The sequence below is a fragment of the Kribbella albertanoniae genome, from assembly GCF_004348455.1.
Lineage (GTDB): Bacteria > Actinomycetota > Actinomycetes > Propionibacteriales > Kribbellaceae > Kribbella > Kribbella albertanoniae.
This window is the reverse complement of sequence record NZ_SMKA01000135.1, coordinates 1-23,348: the sequence shown is the minus strand read 5'-3', so window position 1 is coordinate 23,348 and position 23,348 is coordinate 1. Positions and strand designations below refer to the sequence as shown.

19 protein-coding genes are annotated in these 23,348 nt (G+C 68.3%); 16 read left to right on the top strand and 3 right to left on the bottom strand.

Annotated elements, in window-relative coordinates; all coding sequences use genetic code 11:
* Both E1261_RS25650 and E1261_RS25645 read left to right on the top strand, forming a co-directional pair.
* A partial coding sequence (locus E1261_RS25650) for a methyltransferase domain-containing protein (protein ID WP_132410754.1) occupies nucleotides 1–651 on the top strand: 651 nt, incomplete at its 5' end.
* Nucleotides 652–937: 286 nt separating this feature from the next.
* Nucleotides 938–1,345: a DUF3040 domain-containing protein gene (locus E1261_RS25645; RefSeq protein ID WP_238176424.1), complete on the top strand. Its 408-nt coding sequence runs from the start codon at nucleotides 938–940 to the stop codon at nucleotides 1,343–1,345.
* A gap of 67 nt (nucleotides 1,346–1,412) precedes the next feature.
* Here E1261_RS25645 and E1261_RS25640 read toward each other — a convergent pair whose 3' ends face one another.
* Genes E1261_RS25640 through E1261_RS25630 form a run of 3 tightly spaced genes read right to left on the bottom strand, consistent with a single transcriptional unit; the run spans nucleotide 1,413 to nucleotide 5,998 of the window.
* Entirely contained in the window at nucleotides 1,413–3,773 is a 2,361-nt protein-coding gene (locus E1261_RS25640) for a transglutaminase TgpA family protein (RefSeq protein ID WP_132410752.1), read from the bottom strand.
* A complete protein-coding gene (locus E1261_RS25635; protein WP_132410750.1) occupies nucleotides 3,770–5,056 on the bottom strand; it encodes a DUF58 domain-containing protein in 1,287 nt (428 codons plus the stop codon). Before E1261_RS25635 ends, E1261_RS25640 begins: the two co-directional genes overlap by 4 nt.
* Before the next feature lie 3 nt (nucleotides 5,057–5,059).
* Nucleotides 5,060–5,998 (bottom strand): AAA family ATPase, encoded by a 939-nt coding sequence (locus E1261_RS25630; protein ID WP_420814025.1) that lies wholly within the window; start codon nucleotides 5,996–5,998, stop codon nucleotides 5,060–5,062.
* 481 nt (nucleotides 5,999–6,479) lie between these two features.
* Between E1261_RS25630 and mraZ the strand changes: the two genes are divergently transcribed.
* From mraZ to ftsZ, 14 genes are all read left to right on the top strand, one after another.
* Nucleotides 6,480–6,911 carry a division/cell wall cluster transcriptional repressor MraZ gene (mraZ, locus tag E1261_RS25625; RefSeq protein ID WP_132410748.1) on the top strand — a complete coding sequence of 144 codons (432 nt, stop codon included), beginning with the start codon at nucleotides 6,480–6,482 and terminating at the stop codon, nucleotides 6,909–6,911.
* A 254-nt stretch (nucleotides 6,912–7,165) separates the two neighbouring features.
* The gene (rsmH, locus tag E1261_RS25620; protein WP_132410746.1) at nucleotides 7,166–8,131 is read left to right on the top strand and encodes a 16S rRNA (cytosine(1402)-N(4))-methyltransferase RsmH; all 966 of its coding nucleotides are present in this window, start codon (nucleotides 7,166–7,168) and stop codon (nucleotides 8,129–8,131) included.
* Entirely contained in the window at nucleotides 8,131–8,727 is a 597-nt protein-coding gene (ftsL, locus tag E1261_RS25615) for a cell division protein FtsL (RefSeq protein ID WP_132410744.1), read from the top strand. The genes rsmH and ftsL overlap by 1 nt, the downstream gene beginning before the upstream one ends.
* A 4-nt stretch (nucleotides 8,728–8,731) precedes the next feature.
* Nucleotides 8,732–10,972: a peptidoglycan D,D-transpeptidase FtsI family protein gene (locus E1261_RS25610; RefSeq protein WP_132410742.1), complete on the top strand. Its 2,241-nt coding sequence runs from the start codon at nucleotides 8,732–8,734 to the stop codon at nucleotides 10,970–10,972.
* A gap of 62 nt (nucleotides 10,973–11,034) precedes the next feature.
* Complete coding sequence (locus E1261_RS25605; RefSeq protein WP_132410740.1) at nucleotides 11,035–12,558, top strand: UDP-N-acetylmuramoyl-L-alanyl-D-glutamate--2,6-diaminopimelate ligase; 1,524 nt, start codon at nucleotides 11,035–11,037, stop codon at nucleotides 12,556–12,558.
* Nucleotides 12,555–13,949 carry a UDP-N-acetylmuramoyl-tripeptide--D-alanyl-D-alanine ligase gene (locus tag E1261_RS25600; RefSeq protein ID WP_132410738.1) on the top strand — a complete coding sequence of 465 codons (1,395 nt, stop codon included), beginning with the start codon at nucleotides 12,555–12,557 and terminating at the stop codon, nucleotides 13,947–13,949. The genes E1261_RS25605 and E1261_RS25600 overlap by 4 nt, the downstream gene beginning before the upstream one ends.
* Nucleotides 13,950–13,978: 29 nt before the next feature.
* A complete protein-coding gene (mraY, locus tag E1261_RS25595) occupies nucleotides 13,979–15,022 on the top strand; it encodes a phospho-N-acetylmuramoyl-pentapeptide-transferase (RefSeq protein WP_420814024.1) in 1,044 nt (347 codons plus the stop codon).
* A 16-nt stretch (nucleotides 15,023–15,038) separates the two neighbouring features.
* Nucleotides 15,039–16,115, top strand: a complete 1,077-nt coding sequence (gene mraY, locus E1261_RS25590; RefSeq protein ID WP_132410735.1) for a phospho-N-acetylmuramoyl-pentapeptide-transferase — start codon at nucleotides 15,039–15,041, stop codon at nucleotides 16,113–16,115.
* The gene (gene murD / locus E1261_RS25585) at nucleotides 16,112–17,548 is read left to right on the top strand and encodes a UDP-N-acetylmuramoyl-L-alanine--D-glutamate ligase (RefSeq protein WP_132410733.1); all 1,437 of its coding nucleotides are present in this window, start codon (nucleotides 16,112–16,114) and stop codon (nucleotides 17,546–17,548) included. The genes mraY (E1261_RS25590) and murD overlap by 4 nt, the downstream gene beginning before the upstream one ends.
* Before the next feature lie 14 nt (nucleotides 17,549–17,562).
* Nucleotides 17,563–18,810, top strand: coding sequence for a putative lipid II flippase FtsW (gene ftsW / locus E1261_RS25580; RefSeq protein WP_132410731.1), 1,248 nt, complete (start codon nucleotides 17,563–17,565; stop codon nucleotides 18,808–18,810).
* A 41-nt stretch (nucleotides 18,811–18,851) separates the two neighbouring features.
* The gene (murG, locus tag E1261_RS25575; protein ID WP_132410729.1) at nucleotides 18,852–19,940 is read left to right on the top strand and encodes an undecaprenyldiphospho-muramoylpentapeptide beta-N-acetylglucosaminyltransferase; all 1,089 of its coding nucleotides are present in this window, start codon (nucleotides 18,852–18,854) and stop codon (nucleotides 19,938–19,940) included.
* Nucleotides 19,937–21,397, top strand: a complete 1,461-nt coding sequence (murC, locus tag E1261_RS25570; RefSeq protein ID WP_132410727.1) for a UDP-N-acetylmuramate--L-alanine ligase — start codon at nucleotides 19,937–19,939, stop codon at nucleotides 21,395–21,397. Before murG ends, murC begins: the two co-directional genes overlap by 4 nt.
* A gap of 33 nt (nucleotides 21,398–21,430) precedes the next feature.
* Complete coding sequence (locus E1261_RS25565; protein WP_132410725.1) at nucleotides 21,431–22,171, top strand: cell division protein FtsQ/DivIB; 741 nt, start codon at nucleotides 21,431–21,433, stop codon at nucleotides 22,169–22,171.
* A gap of 151 nt (nucleotides 22,172–22,322) precedes the next feature.
* Nucleotides 22,323–23,348 (top strand): cell division protein FtsZ (gene ftsZ, locus E1261_RS25560; protein WP_132410723.1); only part of this gene is annotated, 1,026 nt, incomplete at its 3' end.

Below are 23,348 nucleotides of genomic sequence, written 5' to 3'. Positions count from 1 at the left end.
GGGCTGGACATCGTGGACCTTGGCGGTGGGACCGGTGGGTTTGCGGTGCCGCTGGCGGTGGAGGGGCATCGGGTGACGGTGGTCGACCCGAGTCCGGATGCGTTGGCGTCGCTGGAGCGGCGGGCTCGCGACGAAGGTGTGAGCGACCTTGTGCGTGGTGTGCAGGGTGACGCGGCCGAGCTTCCCGGGTTGGCGGGGGAGTCGAGTGCGGATGCCGTGTTGTGCCATGGAGTGCTCGAGTACGTCGACGATCCCGTGCAGGCGTTGCAGGCGATGGCGTCGGTGTTGCGGGCGGGCGGCGTACTGAGTCTGCTTGTTGCCCAGCGCAACGCGGTGGTGCTGGCGCGGGCGCTGGCCGGGCATCTTGCCGAGGCGCGGGTCGCCTTGCAGGATCCGGACGGGCGGTGGGGGACGAACGATCCGATGCCGCGCCGGTTCGACGAGGCCGGGATCAACGCGCAGCTCGCGGATGCCGGCTTCATGGTGCATACCGTGCACGGGGTGCGGACGTTCGCGGATCTGGTTCCGTCGGCGTTCGTCGACTCCGAGCCAGGGGCGGCCGAGTCGCTGGCCGAGTTGGAGCGGACTGCCAGCCAGCATCCGGCGTTCCGGGCGCTCGCCACGCAGCTCCACATTCTCGCCACTCGCTGACCTCAGTCACTCGCTGACATCGGTACGGCGCTCGGCCGGGCCAATGTTGCGGAGTGTGGTTGATCACGCCGTTTCTGTTCCGGGAGCGGTTCCGGCACAGAAACGGGTCCTGAAGGGCAGCTGAGCGGGCCCGATACGCCTCGGAACGGCCGGATCGAGGGGCTGTGATCAGGGGAGTTGTGGGACCGTGACGCGCGGGACAGGCGGTCAGGGTTTCGTGTGACGCTGGCGCGGCCTAGACTGGAGGCGGCCTATCGAGATCGCGCTCACCATGGAGGGATCGACGGTGCCCCTCTCGGAAGAAGAGCAGCGCCAGTTCGAGCAGCTCGAACGCGCCCTGGCAGCGGAAGACCCGAAGTTTGTCTCCGCCATGCGAGGGACCAATGTGCGCGCTTACTACAAGCGCCGGGCGGTGCTCGCCGGCGTCGGATTCGTGCTGGGCATCGCAGTGCTGATGACCGGTGCAATTATTCCCAATACGATCATCGGCGTCATCGGCTTCGTGATGATGGTCGCCTGTCTGTATGTCGCCGCGCTGAGTATGAAGCGGATCAGCAACGCGGGCGACGAGGACGACCTGCCACCCCCACCGCCGCCGTCGTCGAAGCGGCACCGGACCAAGCACGATTCCTCCGGCAGCTTCATGGAGCGGATGGAAGACCGCTGGCGCCGCCGGAGAGACGAAGACCTCTAGAACGCAGCAAACACCAAACACCCCGAGTCCCTGGTGGACTCGGGGTGTTGTCGTGCCGGGGGTGACGTCAGCTTGCGTGCCGGCGGCGGAGGATGGTGCTCCGCAGCCGGGCCAGCAGCAGGTCGAACTCGTCGAGAAGATCGGACGCCTCGGTGGTGCCACGGCTCAGATACCAGCGCCACGACGCCGGCAATAGCCGCCCGCGCCAGCGACGACGAGCCGGGGCCTGCTTCCACAGGGCCTTGCTGATGACCTTGGCGTCCGGTCGCAGGTCCGTGGCCAGATCCGCATGACCGGCGTACCGCATGGCTTCGACGGTGCGGGCAAGCCGCAGGGCCGACGGATGTGCGTCATCGGGCAGCTTGGTGACGAGCCATTCGCCGGTCTGCCGAGGCGTTGCCACCTCGCTCCAGTCCAGGCCGAGGTCCCGCGAAGTGTCGCGGATCTCTGACCAGAGTCCCTCGGCCGCGATCCGGCTCGGCGACCGGCTGAAGCGCCGGCGCCGGTTCAGGCTGCGCAGGATCCAGGGGATCAGCAGGACCAGTACGACGAGTGCCACGATCCCGATCGTCCGGGCGCCACCGTTGGTGAACCAGTTGCCGCTGTCGAAGGCCGCGGCCCCGTTGTCGTCGTTCAGGTTGCGGCCGTTCTCGGGCTTCTCGATCCCCGGGTCCTCGGTCTGTCCGGGCGTGGTCGGCGCGGTCGTCGGTGCCGTGGTCGGGCTGGTCGGGTTCGACGAGGGGACCGTCCAGTCCGGTGTGCTGGCGACGCGGGAGGCCGGGGTCGGCTCGAACCGGACCCAGCCGACGCCCTCGAAGTACAGCTCCGGCCAGGCGTGCATGTCGTGCATGCGGACCGTGTACTGACCGTCCTTCCCGGCCTGCCCCGGCAGGAAGCCGATGCCGACCCGGGACGGGATCCCGGCGATCCGCGCCATCAGCGCCATCCCGGTCGCGAACTGCTCGCAGTACCCGGTCTTGTTGTCGATCAGGAATTCCTTGATCGCCCTCATGCCGCTGCCGCGCTGGTTCGAGGTGCTGTAGGTGTAGTTGCCGTCGGTGCGGAACCACTTCTGCAGTGCGACGGCCATGGCGTACTTGTTGCCCTCGGCACCTGCCGTGATCCGCTTGGTGAGATCGGTGATCTCCGGCGGCACGTTGCGCGGCAGCCGGTCGGTGATCTGGTCCGGCGCGCCCCGCGAGGTCGCGTTGCGCAGCTGGTCCTCGGTCGGCCGCAGGTCGTAGGCGGTCACGTTGTACTTCTTGCCGCTGACGACGGCGCCGTCGGTCGAGGAGACGTCCAGCGAGGTGGCGTCGTACTGCCAGTTGCGGCGCAGCGAGATCGACTGGGTCGGGTAGGGGATCGGGGCGAACTGGGACCGGAAGACCTTGTTGATCTCGATCTCCATCTTCACCTTCGGCACCCGGCTGAGGTCGTTGGTGAATCCGGGCGGCGGGACGAGCTCGCTCTCGATCTTGCGGCCCCGGTTCTGCCGGTCGGAGATCCGCCAGGTGTTCCCGTCGAACTGGTCGAGTGCGGTCAGCCGCAGGTAGGTGCCGCCGGACGGACCGCCCTTGTAGGTCAGGGCGACGTCGTTCTTCCCGCGTTTGAGGTTCTTGCCCATGTCGAGCATCGGGTCGGTCGTGGAGATCGACGCACCGAGACCGGTACCACCGGTGCCGCCACCGGCCAGACCGTTGCCGATCACGCCCTCGGGCAGAGTCGGCAGGAGCGCCGGGATGAGCGCGGCCAGGGCGACCACACTCAGACCGATCCGCCGACCGGCCTGGCCGAGCGCAGACGCCTCGACCGGCTCGGCAGCGTCCAGGTGGGAGACGCCGGAGATCCGTCGGCCCCAGCGGCTGAGCCGGCTCCGGCCCTCGGCGGACAGCAACACGATGTAGCCGATTGCCGGCGGGATGAACAGCAGTGCAGGCAGTCCGCCGTGCACGGTCGCGGCCGGCACGGTGTACATGATCAGCAAGAGCAGTCCGGCCCACGCTGCCTGCCGTAGCTGGACGGCGATGACGTGAATGAGCAGACCGGTCGCCGAGATCACCGCGGTGGCGAACAGGAGCAGGTTGTCGTCCGGAGGCAGGGGAGCGCTGTACTGGTTGATCGAGTTCATCGCGCTGACCAGCTGCGAGTTGAACTCGATCGCGGTGGCACCGGTCGGCAGCAACCCGAACTTCAGCGTCTCCTTCAGGAAGAACACCGAGATCAGTTCGACGAGCACGATCAACTGCACCACCGGTACGACGACCCGTGGCGCGCGCAGATTCTGCAGCAGCACGCCGACGCCGGTGATCAGCGCGCACAGGAACGCGCTGATGAACAGGAACGGCCCCGAGAAGACCGGCGTCAGCACCAGCGACCCGAGCACGGTCGCGCCCCAAGCTGCTAAAGAGATTCTTGCGTGTCCGGTCATGCGATTCTCCCGGTCCGTAGTCCGAGTCCGGACCACACGGTGGGTAGCTGGTCGCCGCGGCGGACTCTGGCGACTCGCCAGCCGTTGCGGCGCAACTCGTTCTCGGTGGCGTCCGTGGCGGCGGTCAGGCGGGCCGCCTTCTCGGTCGCTTCGGCGCCGACCGCCCAGCTGGCCGCGTCGAGCACGAGGGCTACGCCGGTGGCCTGGCTGGTCCGCCAGCGGTTGAGTGCGGTGATGTCCTCGCTGGCGCAGGCGCCGAGGATCGCGATCACCAGACTCGGCTCCTGGGCGTGCCGGTCGACGGTGAGTAGTGGGCCGACCTCGGCGTACCGGTGCTCCTCGACGGTGGCGCACTCGGTGAGCAGTTGCTGTGAAGACAGCGGTTGGTGGACCGCGCTCGACGAGCGGTGGTTGATCGCGGCGAGGGTGGTCGGACCGCCGAGCATGGTGGTCGCGTACCCACGGCGGATCCGGTCGGCGCCGATCGAGGCGGCCGCGCTGACCGCCCACTCCAGGCTGGACGACGGGCCGTGGCCGTGGTGCGAGATCGTCCGGGCGTCGATGAAGAGTGCGCACCGGCTCTGCCAGGGCTGCTCCTCGCGGCGCACCATCAGCTCACCGCGGCGTGCGGTCGAGCGCCAGTGCACCCGGCGCAGGTCGTCACCGTCGCGGTACTCGCGGACGGTCGCGTCCTCCTCGCCGGCCGAGGCGATCGCGCGCGGCCGGTTCTCACCCGAGCCGGCCCGGTCCGCACCCAGCCGGATCTCGGGCAGCTTGTAGACCCGCGGCGTGACCAGGAGGTGCTGGCTGCGGGTAAACGTGCGGCTCGTCTCCACCAGACCGAACGGGTCGGCGACGGTGAGCATCAACGGCCCGACCTGGAAAAGTCCCCGTACGTCGGACTTCACCGGATAGGAGACCGTACGCCGCCAGTTCGGGCTGACGCGGTCGACGACGAACCGGGGCCGATGCCCGAGGACATAAGGAATGCGGTCCTCGAGCAGCAACAGCCCGGCCGGCATCCGGCCCTGGTTGCTCAGTGCGAGCTCGACTGTGGCCTGGGATCCGACCGCGATCTGGTTCGGAGTGAGGCTGCGGCGGACCTGCAGCCGCAACCTGGTCCGGCCGACCACCAGGGCAGCGACGACCGGAAGCGCGACGAGCAGGATGCCGACGCGCAACAGGTCCTTCTGCCCGAGCAGCAGCGCACACAGCGACGCGGTGATCCCGGCCGCCACGAACGCCCGCCCTCTGGTGGTCAGCCCGCGGAGTGCCTGCCGCATGGCTCAGTCCCGACGTGTGCGAGGCAGCGGCACCGAGGAGACCAGCCCGGCGACGATGTCGGCTGCGCCGCGCCCACCGAGATGCGCTTCAGCCGCGGGAAGGACGCGGTGCGCGAGCACCGGCACTGCCAGCTCCTGGATGTCGTCGGGCAGGACGAACTCGCGGGAGTCCAGCGCGGCCGCGGCCCGGGCTGCCCGGATGAGGTGCAGCGTTGCCCGCGGCGATGCCCCGAGACGCAGCTCCTGCGAACGGCGGGTCGCGCCGACCAGGCCGACGGCGTACTCCTTCACCGACTCCGAGACGTGCACGGACTGCACGGTCTTCACCAGACGGAGGATCTGCTGGCCGTCGGTGACCGCCTGCAGATTCGCCAGCGGGTCGTCGGCGGCGTGACCGTCGAGCATCCGCAGCTCGGCGGCCGGCTCCGGGTAGCCCATCGAGACGCGGGCCATGAAGCGGTCGCGCTGGGCCTCGGGCAGCGGGTACGTGCCCTCCATCTCGATCGGGTTCTGCGTCGCGATCACCATGAACGGCGCCTCGAGCAGGTACGTCGTGGTGTCGACGGTGACCTGTCGCTCCTCCATCGACTCCAGCAGCGCGGCCTGGGTCTTCGGCGAGGCACGGTTGATCTCGTCACCGACGACGATGTTCGCGAACACCGCGCCGGGCTTGAACTCGAAGTCGCGGATCTCCTGGTTGAAGACGGAGACGCCGGTGATGTCGGACGGCAGCAGGTCCGGCGTGAACTGGATCCGGCGCACGGTGCAGTCGATCGACTTCGCCAGCGCCTTGGCGAGCATCGTCTTGCCGACGCCCGGTACGTCCTCGATCAGTAGATGACCTTCGGCCAGCAGGACGGTGATGGCGACCTCGACCACGTCGGGCTTGCCTTCGATCACCTGCTCGATCGCGCGGCGGACTCGTCCGGCGACTTCGGACAGTTCGTCGAAGTCGCCGCCTCCTGCCAGCGGGCTGGTCGCGGTGGTGCTCACCCTGAGTCCTCCCCATTGATTGACGGCCGACACATTCTCACCCGGAGTGAGGGTCGGACCTAGAGCAGCGGATGTTTCGTTACCTGGCGTTTCGGTGCCCCTCCCAGCGTACGGGTGGGGGAAATCCCGGGCGCGCCGTTCGACGACCGGAAAGGCCATTTGGTTCGCACTGTCGGTTCGCACCTTTCTTCTACCCGTTCCTCCACTTCTCCCCACCACTTCCTCCACTTCGCTCCACCCGGCCCCCGATCAGGTTGCTTCAGGCTCAGCGACACGCGGGACACGCCCAGCCGATTTGCGCTTGGAGTGGGGTGTAGGGGGCGGAATTTGGTTGACGGTGGGGCAAAGTGGAGTAAGGTGGAGCGCAGTGGAACCGAAGTGGTGGAAACAGCTCGCCTGAGACGGAGAGTCCGCAACGGGGAGGTGGAGCGTGTTCTTAGGAACTCACTTCCCCAAGCTCGACGACAAAGGACGGCTGTTCCTGCCGGCGAAGTTCCGGGACGAACTGGCTGAAGGCCTGGTGATCACCCGTGGGCAGGAGCGGTCGCTGTCCGTGTGGCCCGAGCGCGAGTTCGTCCAGCTGACCGAGCAGCTGAAGCAGGCACCGATCACCAACAAGGGTGCGCGGGACTACCTGCGGATGTTGTTCGCCGGAGCCTCCAACGAGGTGCCGGACAAGCAGGGCCGGGTCACCATCCCACCGATGCTGCGCGATTACGCGGGACTGGATCGCGACTGTGTCGTCATCGGGGCGATGAACCGGGTGGAGATCTGGAACACGGAGAACTGGAACAGGTACTCCCAGGAGCAGGAGCAGGCATTCGCCGACCTCTCCGAAGAGGTCCTACCGGGAATCTTCTAAAGCAAGAAAGAGCAACAAGAACAGTGAGCTAGCGGCACGCGAGCACACCGGCCGTCCGGTGAGATCACGGGTCCGACCTCCGACTTCGAGTGTTGACGCCACTTCCCCGGCGCCAAACGACGGAGTACTTCCCCGGACGTCGTACCCGCGATCTGACCGGACGGAGTCGTCTCCGCACCGCACTCCCGACAGCACTACAAGCAACGAACCTGCGGGGGCAGGGTCGCTCCCGCAGCGACGAGAAGGGTCGAGCTATGGACGCGTCGGAGCGGCATGTGCCGGTGATGCTGGAGCGCGTGGTCGCGCTGCTGGCTCCCGCACTCGCGCAGCCCGGCGCTGTTCTCGTCGACGCGACCCTCGGTCTCGGCGGTCACTCCGAGGCCTTCCTGCAGCAGTTCCCCCAGATCCGGCTGATCGGCCTGGACCGGGACCCGGCCGCGCTGCGGCTGGCCGGTGAGCGGCTGGCGCCGTACCAGGATCGGATCACGCTCGTGCACGCCGTGTACGACGAACTGCCGCAGGTGCTCGACGAGCTCGGCGTACCGGCCATCGACGGCATCCTGTTCGACCTCGGTGTCTCCTCGATGCAGCTGGACGAGGCCGACCGTGGCTTCGCCTACTCGCAGGACGCGCCGCTGGACATGCGGATGGACTCGACCGGCCCGACCACGGCGGCCGACATCCTGAACACCTACAGCGCGGCCGACCTGGCTCGGATCCTGTTCCAGTACGGCGAGGAGAAGTTCGCCCGCCGGATCGCGGACCGGATCGTGCGGGAGCGCGAGACCGAGCCGTTCACGAACAGTGCGCGGCTGTCCGAGCTGGTGCGCAACGCGATCCCGCAGGCGGCCCGCCGTACTGGTGGTCACCCGGCGAAGCGCACCTTCCAGGCGCTGCGGATCGAGGTGAACGGCGAGCTCGAGGTACTGCGTCGGGCGCTGCCGAACGCGTTGCGGTCCTTGGCGCTGCACGGGCGGATCGTTGTGATGAGTTACCAGTCGCTCGAGGACCGGATCACCAAGCAGACGCTGGCGGCCGGCACCAAGACCGACGTACCGGACGACCTGCCGGTGATTCCGGCAGGCCATGAGCCCTACCTGCGGATCCTGACCCGGGGCGCCGAGCGGCCGACCGAAGAGGAGGTCGCGGTCAACCCGCGAGCGGCCTCTGCTCGCGTGCGGGCGGCCGAGCGGATCCGGGAGAAAGGAATGGTGGCCTGATGAGCACTGTGTTCAGCCCGCAGAAGGCGCGGGTCCAGCCGGCCACGCCGCCGGCGAAGCGGTCCGAGCCGAAGCTTCGCGTCGTGTACGGCGCTCCGTTCCGGCCACCGCGGATGCCGTTCGTCATCTTCGTCGTGTCGCTGCTCGCGGCCGGTCTGATCGGCCTGCTGCTGCTCAACACCGAGCTGCAGCGCGGCACCTTCGGCATCACGAAGCTGAACGACCAGGCCGGTCAGCTGCGCGACCAGCAGGAGCAGCTGGAGAAGCAGGTCCGGACGCTCGAGTCGCCGCAGAACCTGGCGGACCGCGCGCTGAAGATGGGCATGGTGCCGAACCCGAACCCGGTCTTCCTGCGGCTGTCCGACGGGCAGGTGCTCGGCGTACCCAAGGAAGGCAAGGCAGGGACCGGTAAGGCGATGTTCGGGCCGGGGACGCCGGACGGCGTGAAGCCTCCGGTCACACCACCTGCGACCAAGCCACCGGTCAAGAAGCCCAGCACCGCGACCACCAAGCCGCCGGTCAAGAAGCCGGTGACGCCGGGCGCCACCAAGCCCGGTACGACGAAGCCACCCGCCAACACGACCACCGGGGGATGATCGGATGACGGACCGACGGGGAAACGAGCCGCCACGCAAGGGCGGATCCGGCCGCGGCACACCGCCGCGTTCCACCCCGTCTCGTCCGTCACCCGCTACGGACCGCAGCCGCGCCACCCCGCAGCGTCCCGAGTCCACCCGCGAACGCCTCCTCCGTCAGGCGCGTGAGCAGGCAGAGGCTGAGCGCCGCGCCGCGGCCCGGGCCGAGAAGCGGCCGACCGGTGATGCGCCGCGCAAGCGAGCGGCTCCGAAGGCAGCAGGTCCCCGCAAGGAGGGTGCACCGACCCGCCGCCCCACCAGCGCAGCCGGTCCGCGGAAGGTCGCCGCCAAGAAGGCGCCCGCCAAGAAGACCGCTGCTGCGAAGAAGACTGCAGCCAAGAAGAGCACAGCGCGGAAGCGGCCGCCGCAGAACCGCCCGCAGCCGCGGCCGAAGAAGCCACGCGTGAAGAAGCCACCGCGGACGCTCAAGCTGGGCCGCTCGACGCTGCGGCTGCGGCTGACGTTCGGCGTGATGGCCTTTGTGCTGTCGCTGTTCGCCGGCCGCCTCGTCCTGCTCCAGGGCGTGGACCCGGACAGCTACGCGCTGGCCGCGAGCAAGGAGAACAACAAGACGTACGTCCTGCACGCGCCGCGCGGCTCGATCACCGACCGCAACGGCGTGGAGTTCGCGGTCACCGAGGACACGGTGGCGATCGTGGCGGACCCGAGCCAGACCAAGCCGGTCGCCCCGCAGCTGGTGTCGATCCTGGCGCCCAAGCTCGCCGGTACGACGACGCCGGCCGAACTGCTCAAGGCACTGACCGGGAGCGGCCGGTACAAGGAACTGGCCGAGAAGGTCAGCCCCCAGACGTGGAACGAGATCAAGGCCGAGCTCAAGGCCGGTAACAAGGTGATCGCCCAGCAGAACAAGGGCAAGCCGAACGACCAGAAGGCGCCGGCGTTGATCGGGCTCTACACCGAGGCGGACCCCATCCGCAGCCACCCGAACGGGTCGATCGCCGCAACCGTGGTGGGCGTCACCGGCGCCGACGGCAAGGGCCAGTCCGGTCTGGAGTACGGCTTGAACGGCAAGCTGTCCGGCCAGGACGGCAAGGCGATCTACGAGGTGGACCGGAACGGGAACAAGATCCCGAACGCGAACCACACCGTCGAGGAGCCGCGGCCGGGTGTCGGTGTCCAGCTGACCCTGGACCGCGACCTGCAGTGGTTCGCGGAGAAGCGGATCGAGGAGGCCGTCAAGAAGTACCAGGCCAGCGGCGGCACGGTGATCGTGTCCGAGGTGAAGACCAACCAGATCCTGGCGATGGCCAACTACCCGACCTTCGATCCGAACGGGAAGTACCAGTCCAGCGACCTGAACAACCCCGCGCTGGAGCGCACCTACGAGCCGGGCAGTGTGCAGAAGGTGGTCACGATGGCCGCGCTCGCCGATGCCGGCCTGATCGACCTGAACACCAAGCTCCGGGTGCCGGGCACGATCGACGTCCAGCGCCGTACGATCAAGGATCACTGGAACCACGGCGATCTGAACCTGACCATCGCCGGCGTGATCGCGAAGTCGTCGAACGTCGGCACCATCATGGCCGCGCAGCAGATGCGGATCCCGCAGTTCGTGAAGTACCTGCACGACTTCGGGTTCGGCGAGCCCACCGGGCTGAACTTCCCCGGTGAGAGCAAGGGCCGGCTGATGCAGGGCGACGAGTGGCCGGAGATCACCCGCTCGAACGTCGCGTTCGGCCAGGGCCTGTCGGTGAACGCGGTCCAGGAGGCCTCCGCGGTCAACGCGGTCGCGAACGGCGGGGTCTACGTGCCGCCGAAGCTGGTCCGCAACTGGATCGAGCCCAACGGCACCCTGACCCCGAACGAGGGGGCCCCACCGCGCCGCGTGGTGAGCGAGAAGGCCGCCAAGGAGGTCGCGACCATGATGGAGGCGGTGACCGCGGAGAAGGGCACTGCGCCGCAGGCGGCGATCGACGGCTACCTGGTGGCCGGCAAGACCGGTACGGCGCAGCAGGTGGACTCGGCATGCGGTTGCTACCAGAAGTGGGCGACTTCTTTTGCCGGATTCGCCCCGGCCGACAACCCACGGTTCGTTGTGTACGTCGTACTGCACGACCCGACGGGTGCTCGGGGTGGTGGCTTCCAGGGAGGTCCGGTGTTCCGCGACGTGATGAGTTACGCGCTGCAGAAGTATGCAGTCCCGCCGACGGGGGCGAAGCAGCAGAACGTCCCGATCACCTGGTGACCCAGCTGGTGACTGAGGGTCAGGTAGGTGTCACAGGGTCCGGAGCGGTAGCCTCTGGGCCCGTGTCCACCCCTACCGCCGCAGGCGGTGCCGTAGCAGCGATCAGACCCCGGCACGTGGTGCCGGTAGCCCTCTCCGACCTGGCGTTCCGCGTCGGGGCAGCCGCCCCTGACCGGCCGGTCGAGATCACCGGAGTCACCCTCGACTCCCGGTCCGTCCTCCCCGGCGACCTGTACGCCGCATTGCCCGGAGCGAACACGCACGGCGCGGCGTTCGCCACCAAAGCCCAGCAGGCGGGGGCAGCCGCCGTACTGACTGACCCGGCTGGTGCGGAGCGCGCTCGGGAGACCGGTCTGCCGGTGCTCGTGGTCGACAAGCCCCGCGACGTGCTCGGTGCGGTCGCCGCGCATGTCTACGGTGAGCCGACGAGCCAGCTGCGGCTGCTCGGGATCACCGGGACGAACGGCAAGACCACCACGAGCTTCCTGCTCGACTCGGTCCTGCGGCGGCTCGGACCGGCCGGAATGATCGGCACGATTCAGACCCGCGTCGGTGACGAGGTCGTGAAGAGCGTGCGGACGACTCCGGAAGCCACCGACCTGCAGGCGCTGTTCGCGGTGATGCGGGAGCACTCGGTGCAGTGGTGCTCGATGGAGGTCTCCAGTCACGCCCTGGCGATGGGGCGGGTGGACGGCGCGCGGTACGCGGTGGCCGGGTTCACCAACCTCACGCAGGACCACCTGGACTTCCACAAGACGTTCGAGGAGTACTTCGCCGCCAAGGCGTCGCTGTTCACTCCGGAGCGGTGTGATCTGGCCGTGGTGAACATCGACGACGAGTACGGCCGCCGCCTGGCCGCGCAGACCGTCGTACCGCTCGTGACTGTCTCTACGACGGGTGCGGCGGACTGGACGGTCGCCGACCAGCACCAGTCCGACCACGGCACGACCGTCATCGACATCCAGGGCCCTAGCGAGACGCTGACCGTGGAGATCTCCCTGCCGGGGGACTTCAACGTGGCGAACGCACTGCTGGCCGCGGTGATGCTGCGGCAGGTCGACGTCCCCGCCGAGGCGATCGCCGCCGGGCTGCGGGACGCCGCCGTACCAGGGCGGATGGAGAGGTTCACCCGCGACGACGGTCTGCAGGTGATCGTCGACTACGCGCACACACCGGATGCGGTCGCACTGGCGTTGCAGGCGGCGCGTGGCGCAACCAAGGGCCGGCTGTTCGCAGTCGTGGGCTGCGGTGGCGACCGTGACCCCGGTAAGCGGCCCGCCATGGGCGCAGCAGCAGCCCGTACGGCGGATGTCGTGATCGTCACCGACGACAACCCCCGCAGTGAGGACCCGGCCAGCATCCGGGCCGCTGCGATCACAGGCGCCCGGGAGGCGGTCCCGGCCGTCGACCTGCACGAGATCGGCGACCGGCGGCAGGCGATCGCCACCGCGATCGAGCTGGCCGGTCCGGGCGACACAGTCGTCGTACTGGGCAAGGGCCATGAGACAGGCCAGGACGTCAGCGGTGTGATCCACCCGTTCGACGACCGCGAAACCGTGCGTGAGCTGTTGGAGGCAGAGCAGTGATAGGCGTCAGGTGCGAGGAGATCGCCGCGGCGGTCAACGGCGAGCTGGCGGGGGTGGACCCCGCAGCCGTCGTCGACGGCGCCGTGGTGACCGACTCCCGTGAGGCCGTCCCGGGCGGACTGTTCGTAGCCCTCCCGGGTGAACGCGTCGACGGCCACGACTTCGTGGCCGCGGTCACCGAGTCGGGGGTCACTGTCTCGATCACGACTCGCCCGATCGACGGCTGTCCGTGCATCGTCGTTGCCGATCCGCAGAAGGCTCTCGGCGACCTGGCCGCACTGGTGATCAGCCGTCTGCCGGACCTGACGATCATCGGCCTGACCGGCTCGTCCGGGAAGACCAGCACCAAGGACCTGATCGCCCAGCTGCTCGCGCCCTACGGCCCGACGGTGGCGGCGATCGGTTCGCAGAACAACGAGATCGGGCACCCGCGGACCGCGCTCAAGGCGGACCTCTCCACTCGTTTCCTCGTCGCCGAGATGGGCGCGCGGCACGTCGGCGACATCACCTACCTCTGCCGGATCACGCCGCCCAAGGTCGGGCTGGTGCTGAACGTCGGCCACTCGCACATCGGCGAGTTCGGCAGCCAGGATGCGATCGCGGTCGCCAAGGGTGAGCTGGTCGAGGCGGTGCTACCGGGCGGCACGGCCGTCCTGAACGCAGACGACCCGCGCGTGGCCGCGATGGCCACCCGGACCGAGCAGAACGTCGTCACCTGGGGTGAGGCGCCGGACGCGGATGTGCGAGCCACCGACATCGAGCTCGACCCGCTCGGGCGGCCGTCGTTCACCCTGCAGATCGGGGGCGAGTCGCACGCCGTCCAGCTCCAGGTCATCGGGGAGCACCAGGTCGCGAACGCGCTGGCCGCGGCGGCCGCCGTACAGGCTGTTGGTTTGACGCCGGCGCAGATCGCCGAAGGGCTCAGCGCGGCGACGGCGGCCTCGAAGTGGCGGATGGAGGTGACCGAGCGCCCGGACGGCGTCACGATCATCAACGACGCGTACAACGCCAACCCGGAGTCGATGCGAGCCGCGCTCAAGGCGCTGGTTGCGATCGGCCGTGCGCGCGGTGCCCGGACCTGGGCGGTGCTCGGTCCGATGGGTGAGCTCGGCGACACGCACACCGAAGAGCACGACGCGATCGGTCGGCTTGCCGTCCGGCTGGATGTGCAGCGGCTGCTCGTGGTCGGCGAGGAGGCCCGCCCGATCCACCTCGGCGCGTCGCTGGAAGGATCGTGGGGTAACGAGTCCGCGTACGTCGACACTATGGACGAGGCACTCGAGCTGCTGGGCAAGGAACTGCAGCAGGGTGATGTGGTGCTGGTGAAAGCTTCCCGGTACGTCGGACTCGACAAACTGGCGACCGCATTGATCGAGGAGGGCGTGCAGTGATCTCGATCCTGTTCGGCGGCGCCGTCTCGATGGTGCTGACGCTGATCGGGACCCGGTGGGCGATCGCTGTCCTCGCGAAGCGCGGTTACGGCCAGGAGATCCGGACCGACGGGCCGACCTCGCACGCGACCAAGCGCGGTACGCCGACCATGGGTGGCACCGTCTTCATCCTCGCCACCATCGTCGGGTACTTCGCGGCGAAGCTGTTCACGATGACCGAGCCGAGCGCCTCGGCGCTGCTGGTGCTGTTCCTGTTCGCCGGGATGGGCGCGGTCGGGTTCGTGGACGACTTCATCAAGATCTTCCGCCAGCGCAGTCTCGGGCTGCGCAGCAAGGCGAAACTGGCCGGCCAGACGATCATCGCGGTCACGTTCGCGGTGCTCGCGCTGCAGTTCCCGGACGCACGGGGGCAGACCCCGGCATCGCCCTTCATCTCGTTCATCCGCGACATCACCTGGTTGCAGTTGCTGCCGGTCCTGGTGGTGATCTGGATCCTGCTGCTGATCAACGGCATGTCGAACGGTGTGAACCTCGCCGACGGTCTGGACGGCCTGGCCACCGGCGCGTCGATGATGGTGTTCGGCGCGTACACACTGATCTGCATCTGGCAGTTCAACCAGAGCTGCGCGACCGCGCCGGGCTCGAAGTGTTACGAGGTGCGGGATCCGCACGACCTGGCCGTGGTCGCCGCCGCGTTGACCGGCGCTTTGTTCGGGTTCCTCTGGTGGAACGCGTCGCCGGCCAAGATCTTCATGGGCGACACCGGGTCGCTGTCGCTGGGCGGCGCCGTGGCCGGCCTCGCGGTGATGACGCGCACCGAGCTGCTCGTGCTGCTGCTCGGTGGGCTGTTCGTGATGATCACGGCCTCGGTGATCCTGCAGGTCACCTGGTTCAAGATCACCAAGCGCACCTCCGGCGTGGGTAAGCGCCTGTTCCGGATGGCGCCGCTGCAGCACCACTTCGAGATGCTCGGGTGGGAACAGGTCAACGTCGTGATCCGGTTCTGGATCATCCAGGGGCTCTGCACGGTGATCGGACTCGGGCTGTTCTACGCGGAGTGGGTGGCCGGATGACCGCGCAGGGGCCGCTGTGATCTCGATCCTCTTCGCGGGCGCCGTCTCGATGGTGCTGACGCTGATCGGTACCCGATGGGCGATCGCGCTGCTGGCCAAGCGCGGGTACGGCCAGGAGATCCGGACCGACGGCCCGACGACGCACGCGACCAAGCGCGGTACGCCGACCATGGGTGGTCTGGTGTTCATCAGCGCGACCGTCGTCGGGTATTTCGCGGCGAAGCTGTTCACGATGACCGAGCCGACCGCCTCGGCGCTGCTGGTGCTGTTCCTGCTCGTGGGCTGCGGCGCGGTCGGCTTCCTGGACGACATCATCAAGATCTATCGGCAGCGCAGTCTCGGGTTGCGGAGCAAGGCGAAGCTGGCCGGGCAGACGATCGTCGCGGTGACGTTCGTGGTGCTCGCGCTGCAGTTCCCGGACGCGCGGGGCCAGACCCCGGCGTCGCCCTTCATCTCGTTCATCCGCGACATCACCTGGCTGCACCTGATTCCGGTCCTGGCCGTGGTCTGGATGCTGCTGCTGATCAACGGCATGTCGAACGCCGTCAACCTGGCCGACGGCCTGGACGGACTGTCGGCCGGCGCCTCGATGATGGTGTTCGGTGCGTACACGCTGATCTGCATCTGGCAGTTCAACCAGAGCTGCGCGACCGCGCCGGGCTCGAAGTGTTACGAGGTGCGGGATCCACACGACCTCGCGGTGGTAGCGGCCGCGCTGACCGGTGCGCTCTTCGGATTCCTCTGGTGGAACGCGTCGCCGGCGAAGATCTTCATGGGTGACACGGGTTCGCTGTCGCTGGGCGGCGCGGTGGCGGGTTTCGCGGTGATGACGCGGACCGAGCTGCTGGTGCTGCTGCTCGGCGGGCTGTTCGTGATGATCACCGCTTCGGTGATCATCCAGGTCACCGTCTTCAAGGTCACCAGGGCAACGACCGGGGTCGGGAAGCGGGTCTTCCTGATCACTCCGATCCACCATCATTTCGAGATGCTCGGCTGGGAACAGGTCAATGTGGTGATCCGGTTCTGGATCATCCAGGGCCTGTGCACGGTCACCGGGCTCGGACTCTTCTACGCGGAATGGGTAACCGGATGACGCTCACGACACGCACCGACGAGGGCTGGGCGACGACGCGCTTCGTCGTCCTGGGCTTCGGTACGGCGGGCTATGCCTGCGCGGACTCGTTGTTGCAGGCCGGTGCCGAGCACGTGATCGTGCTGGACGACCGCGACAACGAGGCGTTGCGCGAGAAGGCGGAGATCCTCGAGGTACTGGGCGCCACCATCACGCTCGGCCCCGGCAGTACGGCGACGCTCCCGCAGGACGTCGACATCGTGGTGACGTCACCCGGCGTACCGCCGTCGGCGCCGCTGCTGGCCCAGGCTGCCGAGCGGGAGATCCCGATCTGGAGTGAGATCGAGCTGGCCTGGCGTCTGCGCGATCCCGCGACCGCCGCGCCCTGGTTGTGCGTCACCGGCACCAACGGCAAGACCACGACCGTGCAGATGCTGACCGCGATCCTGACCGCCGCCGGCCACCGGGCAGTTGCTGCTGGCAACGTTGGCCTGCCGTTGCTGGAAGCCGTCATGGATCCCGAGCCGTACGACGTGATCGCGGTCGAGCTGTCCAGCTACCAGCTGCACTTCACGCACTCGTTGTCCGCGCACTCGGCCGCCGTGCTGAACCTGGCACCGGACCACATCGACTGGCACGGCTCGATGGACGCCTACGCGGCGGACAAGGGGAAGATCTACGAGAACTGCCAGGTCGCGTGCGTGTACAACGTCGCGGATCCGGTCACGGAGAACCTGGTCGCCGAGGCCGACGTGATCGAGGGCTGCCGTGCGATCGGCTTCACCCTCGGTACGCCGGGTCTGTCGATGGTCGGCCTGGTCGAGGACCTGCTGGTCGACCGGGCGTTCGTCGAGCAGCGGCAAACGTCCGCCCTGGAATTGGCCAAGCTGGAGGACGTCAACCCGCCGGCACCGCACAACGTGGCGAACGCGCTGGCCGCGGCCGCGCTGGCCCGGGCCTTCGGCGTACCGGCTGCTGCCGTCCGGGACGGGCTGCGGGGATTCCGGCCGGACAAGCACCGGATCGCCCAGGTCGCAGAGGTTGCCGGGGTCAACTATGTCGACGACTCCAAGGCCACCAACCCGCATGCGGCCCAGGCGTCGTTGCTCGCCTACGACCACGTCGTGTGGATCGCCGGGGGACAGGCCAAGGGGGCGACGTTCGACGAGCTGGTGATCGCCGCGAAGGACCGGCTCCGGGCCGTGGTCCTGCTGGGCGAGGATAAAGCCGTCATCGCGGAAGCACTTGAGCGACACGCTCCGGATGTGCCGAGGATCGTCGTCGAGTCAACGGACACTGGAGCCATGGAGATCGTGGTGGGGGAGGCGGCGAAGGTCGCACAGGTGGGTGACACCGTGCTGCTGGCGCCGGGCTGCGCATCCTGGGACATGTTCGCCAACTACGGAGCCCGTGGGGACGCTTTCGCCGAAGCCGTACGCGTTCTCGCGGACTGATCCGGGGTGATCGCGTGACGTCGATCGCTGACCCTCCGGACGACCGCAAGACCCGTACGCCGGAGCGCCCCTGGATCGCTGCGCTCCGCGAGGTGCTGGACCGGCCGCTCACGTCGTACCACATCCTGCTCGGTGCCACCGGCCTGCTGCTGGTGCTCGGGCTGCTGATGGTGCTGTCGGCCTCCAGCGTGCTGTCGCTGAACGCGAACGGGAACAGCTACACGATCTTCGTCCGCCAGCTGATCTGGGTCGGGGTCGGTCTTCCGATGGCGTACGTCGCCTCCCGGATGACGCCGCGGCACTTCCGGATGCTGGCCTACATCGCGCTGCTCGGTGCCGTCGTCCTGCTGGTGCTCACGTATGTGCCGGGGCTCGGGAAGGGTGTCAAGGGCAACAACAACTGGCTGACGCTGGGCGGTCCGCTGCAGATCCAGCCGAGTGAGTTCGCCAAGCTCGCGCTGGTGATGTGGTGTGCGGATCTCTATGCCCGCAAGCAGAAGCTGCTGACCCAGTGGAAGCACCTGCTGGTGCCGATGGTTCCGGTCTGCGGACTGGTCATCGCGCTGGTCGTCGGCCAGCACGACCTGGGGACGTCGCTGGTGCTGATGGCGATCATGATCGGGATGATCTGGGTGGTCGGTGCGCCGACCCGCCTGTTCGTCGCGACGATCGTGGTGGTCGGCGGGATCGCCTGGTACTTCGTCACCACGGCCAGTCACCGGATGGACCGGGTCACCTCGTTCATGAACCCGTTCGCCGACCCGACCGCGATCGGCTGGCAGGCGTACCACTCGTTCTACGCCCTCTCGACCGGCGGCTGGTGGGGCGTCGGGATCGGGAACAGCCGGCAGAAGTGGGGCAACCTGCCGGAGGCCCACACCGACTTCATCTTCTCGGTGATCGGTGAGGAGCTCGGCCTCTTCGGGTCACTCACCGTGCTCGCCCTGTTCCTCACCCTGGCCTACGCCGGGTGCCGGATCGCGACCCGCAACACCGAACCGTTCGTCCGCTATGCGGCCGCCGGAATCACCGTCTGGATCATGGCCCAGACGCTGGTCAACCTCGGCGCCGTGATCGGACTGCTACCGATCGTGGGGATTCCGCTCCCGCTTTTGTCGTACGGTGGTTCCGCACTGCTGCCGACGCTGATCGCGATCGGCATGCTGCTGTCCTTCGCGAAGGTCGAACCCGGTGCGCAGGCCGCTCTCAAGGAGACGAGACGGTCGCGGTTCGGGTGGCTGCCTTCACGCCGTACGCGCTAACTACCCGCGCTAACTACAGAGCTGCAGGAGCGTTGAAAGCTGTGCCCAGCATCGTCCTGGCCGGTGGCGGTACCGCCGGCCACACCTCCCCCCTGATCGCCACCGCCGACGCGCTGCGCCGGATCGACCCGACCATCGAGATCCTCGCGCTCGGCACCGAGCGGGGGATCGAGACCAGGGTCGTCCCCGAGGCCGGCTACCGCCTCGAGCTGATCCCGCCGGTCCCGCTGCCGCGCAAGCCCACGCCGGCCCTGCTCGCCGTCCCGGGGAAGATGCTGGCCTCGGTCGCGGCCGCCCGGAAGGCGCTCGACGAGGCCAAGGCCGACGTCCTGGTCGGCTTCGGCGGCTACGTCTCCACCCCCGCGTACGTCGCCGCCTGGCGCCGCAAGACGCCGATCGTCGTGCACGAGGGCAACGCCGTGCCCGGCATCGCGAACAAGTTCGCCGCCAAGTACTGCACCCAGCACGTCATCACCTCGTTCCCCGGCTCCGAGCTGCCCCACGCCCAGTACGTCGGTCTCCCGATCCGCCGGGCGATTTCGACGCTCGACCGGGCTGCGGTCCGCGCCGAGGCGCAGGCGTTCTTCGGGCTGAACCCGGAGCTGCCGACGCTGCTCGTGACCGGCGGTTCGCAGGGCGCGCAGCAGCTGAACAACGCGTTCGCCGGTGCCGCTGCGGACCTGCAGACGGCCGGCGTTCAGGTTCTGCACGTGATCGGCCCGAAGAACTCGCTGGAGGTCGCGCAGACCGGCCCAGCGCCGTACCGGGTGTTGTCGTACGTCGACCGGATGGATCTCGCGTATGCGGCGGCCGACCTGGTCGTGTGCCGCTCGGGCGCGAACACGGTGACCGAGGTCTCCGGTGTCGGCCTGCCCGCCATCTACGTTCCGTTGCCGCACGGTAACGGTGAGCAGCGCCAGAACGCCAAGCCTGTCGTGGATGCGGGCGGTGGCCTGCTGGTCGACAACGCCGAGGTGACGGCCGACTGGGTCCGTGCGACGGTTCCGCAACTTCTGCACGACTCCGCGCGTCTGACAGCCATGTCCACAGCTGCGACGGGCGTTATCCGGACGGACGCCGACGACCGATTGGCGCAGATCATCCTCGATGTGGTGAGGTCTGCTTCGTGATCGTCACCGCTCCTGACACGCTGCTACCGGCTGAGAAGCTGGGCAGAGTGCATTTCGTCGGAATCGGCGGCGCCGGGATGTCCGGGATTGCCCGGATCATGGCGTCGCGAGGTATCGAGGTCTCCGGTTCGGACGCCAAGGACGGCAAGGTGCTGGCCGCTCTGCGCGCGCTCGGTGCCACCTGCTGGGTCGGCCACGCCGCAGAACATGTCGCCGACGTCGACACCGTGGTGGTGTCGACCGCGATCCGTGAGACCAACCCTGAGGTTGTCGCCGCGCGTGCGGCTGGGATTCCGATCCTGCCGCGCGCTGCTGCGTTGGCGTCGGTGATGGTCGGTCGTCGCACGATCGCGGTGGCCGGCACGCACGGCAAGACGACCACCACGTCGATGCTGACCGTCGCCTTGCAGCACTGCGCCGTCGATCCGTCGTACGCGATCGGCGGCAATCTGAACGAGTCGGGTTCCAATGCGCACGACGGCACCGGTGATCTGTTCGTCGCCGAGGCCGACGAGTCGGACAAGTCGTTCCTGACCTATGCGCCCGAGGTGTCGATCGTCACATCGGTCGAGCCCGACCACCTGGACAACTACGGTGACGAAGCGTCGTACCGGAAGGCGTTCGAGGACTTCACCGAGCGGGTGCTGCCCGGCGGCTTCATGGTGATCTGCCAGGACGATCTCGGCGCGCGCAAGCTCGCGGAGTACGCCCGTGAGCGGGGCGTCGACGTCCGGACGTACGGCGAGTCCGGCGACGTCGACCTCCAGGTGACCGAGCTCACCGCGACCGGGGCGACGCAGACGTTCGTGCCGATCTACCGCGGACGGAAGCTGCCGATCGTGCACCTCCAGCAGGCGGGTAAGCACAACGTGCTGAACGCTTCGGCGGCGCTGACGGTCGGGCTCGGGCTCGGCTTCTCCGCGGCTGATCTGGCTGAGGGGCTGGGTTCCTTCACCGGGACCGGGCGGCGGTTCGAGTTCAAGGGACTCGAGGACGGCGTCCGCGTGTTCGACTCGTACGCGCATCACCCGACGGAGCTGACCGCGGACCTGATCGCGGCCCGGCAGGTGGCGGGGGAGGGGCGCGTGATCGCGTGCTTCCAGCCGCATCTGTTCAGCCGGACGCGGATCTTCGCGGCCGAGTTCTCCGATGCGCTGGCACTGGCCGACGAGGTCGTGGTGATGGACGTGTTCGCGGCCCGTGAGGACCCCGAGCCCGGCATCACCGGCGCTCTGCTGGCCAACCACGTGCCGCTGAAGCCGGAGCAAGTGCGGTTCGAGCCGTCCTGGTCCGCCGTACCGCAGCTTGTCGCGGACCTCGCCGTACCAGGCGACCTGGTGGTCACCCTCGGCGCGGGCGACGTGACGCTGATCGGTCCGGAAGTCGTTGATTTGCTGGCCGAACGGGCCGCCCTCCGCGAGTCTGCGCCAGACTCTTCCGAGCCTGTGCTGAAGTAATTGCGTGGGGTTTGCTGAAGTTGGGGTCGCTGCATGAGCCAGAGCGCTGATCTGGCTCGGGCTCAACAGCGGTTCGCGCGCCGGCAACGGCTGGTGCGCTGGCGCAGCTGGTTGCCGTGGGCGATCGGCGGCGGGGTGGTTCTGCTCAGTGCGCTGGTCGTCTGGTTGTTCTACTTCTCTTCCGCGTTCGCCGTCGACGGTGTCCGGGTGAGCGGTGCCGACACGGTGCCGGTGGCAACGATCGAGCAGGCCGCTGCTGCACCGCAGGGCACACCGCTGGCGAAGGTCGACCTGGGGGCGATCGCGGATCGGGTGCGGTCCATCCCGTCGGTGGCGGACGCACAGGTGACGCGGGCCTGGCCGAACAAGGTGGTGATCGTGATCACCGAGCGGGTGGCGGTGGTGGTCGTCACCGACGGCACCCGGTACGAATTGGTGGATGCGACCGGGACGTCGTTCAAGACCCTGACCTCCCGGCCGACGGGACTGCCGGAGGCCAAGGTCACCGGCCCGCGGCGGGAGCAGACGATCCGCTCGGTGGTGACAGTCTCGGCCGCGCTGCCGGAGGTTCTGCGAACTCAGGTGGGGTCGATCTCGGCCGCGTCGCCGGACTCGATCACACTGAATCTCGCGGGTGGTGTGAAGGTGGTCTGGGGCAGCTCCGATGACAGTGCGCGCAAGGCCGAAGTACTCAGTGTGCTGATGAAACGCAAAGCGGTCGTGTACGACGTCTCGGCGCCCGATCTCCCTGTGACCAAAGGGGAAAAGCGGTGAGTCGTCTCACGACGGCGAGGCGCGTGGACTTTGCTGTCAAGGGTCCCGTACGGTGCGACGTAATCTAAAGTTGACATAAGTCTAAGTATTCAGTTGAGGTTCAGTCTTTTCGCTGGACAACGGGAACAGAACGAGGCGAGAGGCGCGGACTGTGGCGGCACCGCAGAACTACCTGGCACTCATCAAGGTCGTCGGTATCGGCGGAGGCGGCGTGAACGCCGTCAACCGGATGATCGAGCACGGTCTGAAGGGCGTTGAGTTCATCGCCATCAACACCGACGCGCAAGCGCTGTTGATGAGCGACGCGGACGTCAAGCTCGACATCGGCCGGGAGGAGACCCGCGGCCTCGGCGCCGGGGCGAACCCGGCGATCGGGCAGAAGGCCGCGGAAGATCACGCCGAGGAGATCGAGGAGGCGCTCAAGGGCGCCGACATGGTCTTCGTCACCGCCGGTGAGGGTGGTGGGACCGGCACCGGCGGCGCCCCCGTGGTGTCGCGGATCGCGCGCTCGCTCGGGGCGCTGACGATCGGTGTGGTGACCCGGCCGTTCTCGTTCGAGGGCAAGCGCCGGGCGACCCAGGCGGAGGACGGCATCGCCGCCCTCCGCGAAGAGGTCGACACCCTGATCGTGATTCCGAACGACCGGCTGCTCACCATCTCCGACCGGGCGGTCTCGGTGCTGGACGCCTTCAAGCAGGCCGATCAGGTGCTGCTGCAGGGCGTCTCCGGTATCACCGACCTGATCACCACCCCCGGCCTGATCAACGTCGACTTCGCCGACGTCAAGGCGGTTATGTCGAACGCCGGGTCCGCGCTGATGGGCATCGGCTCTTCCCGCGGTGAGGACCGCGCGGTCGCGGCGGCCGAGGCGGCCATCTCGTCTCCGTTGCTCGAGGCAAGCATCGAGGGTGCGCACGGCGTGCTGCTGTCGATCGCGGGTGGGTCCGACCTGGGCCTGTTCGAGATCAACGAGGCGGCCCAGCTGGTCTCGGAGTCGGCGCACACCGACGCCAACATCATCTTCGGTGCGGTCATCGACGACGCCCTCGGCGACGAGGTGCGGGTGACGGTGATCGCGGCCGGGTTCGACGGCGGGATGCCGAAGCGCCGCGAGCAGGCGACCAGCCAGGCCCGCCAGCAGACCAGCCGCCCCGCGACCCCGCCGCCTGCCCAGCAG

Coding starts and splice junctions, on each gene's coding strand:
- E1261_RS25640 (WP_132410752.1), bottom strand. CDS start 3,773: ATGACCGGACACGCAAGAATCTCTTTAGCAGCTTGGGGCGCGACCGTG.
- E1261_RS25635 (WP_132410750.1), bottom strand. CDS start 5,056: ATGCGGCAGGCACTCCGCGGGCTGACCACCAGAGGGCGGGCGTTCGTG.
- rsmH (WP_132410746.1), top strand. CDS start 7,166: ATGGACGCGTCGGAGCGGCATGTGCCGGTGATGCTGGAGCGCGTGGTC.
- ftsL (WP_132410744.1), top strand. CDS start 8,131: ATGAGCACTGTGTTCAGCCCGCAGAAGGCGCGGGTCCAGCCGGCCACG.
- E1261_RS25610 (WP_132410742.1), top strand. CDS start 8,732: ATGACGGACCGACGGGGAAACGAGCCGCCACGCAAGGGCGGATCCGGC.
- mraY (WP_420814024.1), top strand. CDS start 13,979: ATGGTGCTGACGCTGATCGGGACCCGGTGGGCGATCGCTGTCCTCGCG.
- murD (WP_132410733.1), top strand. CDS start 16,112: ATGACGCTCACGACACGCACCGACGAGGGCTGGGCGACGACGCGCTTC.
- E1261_RS25565 (WP_132410725.1), top strand. CDS start 21,431: ATGAGCCAGAGCGCTGATCTGGCTCGGGCTCAACAGCGGTTCGCGCGC.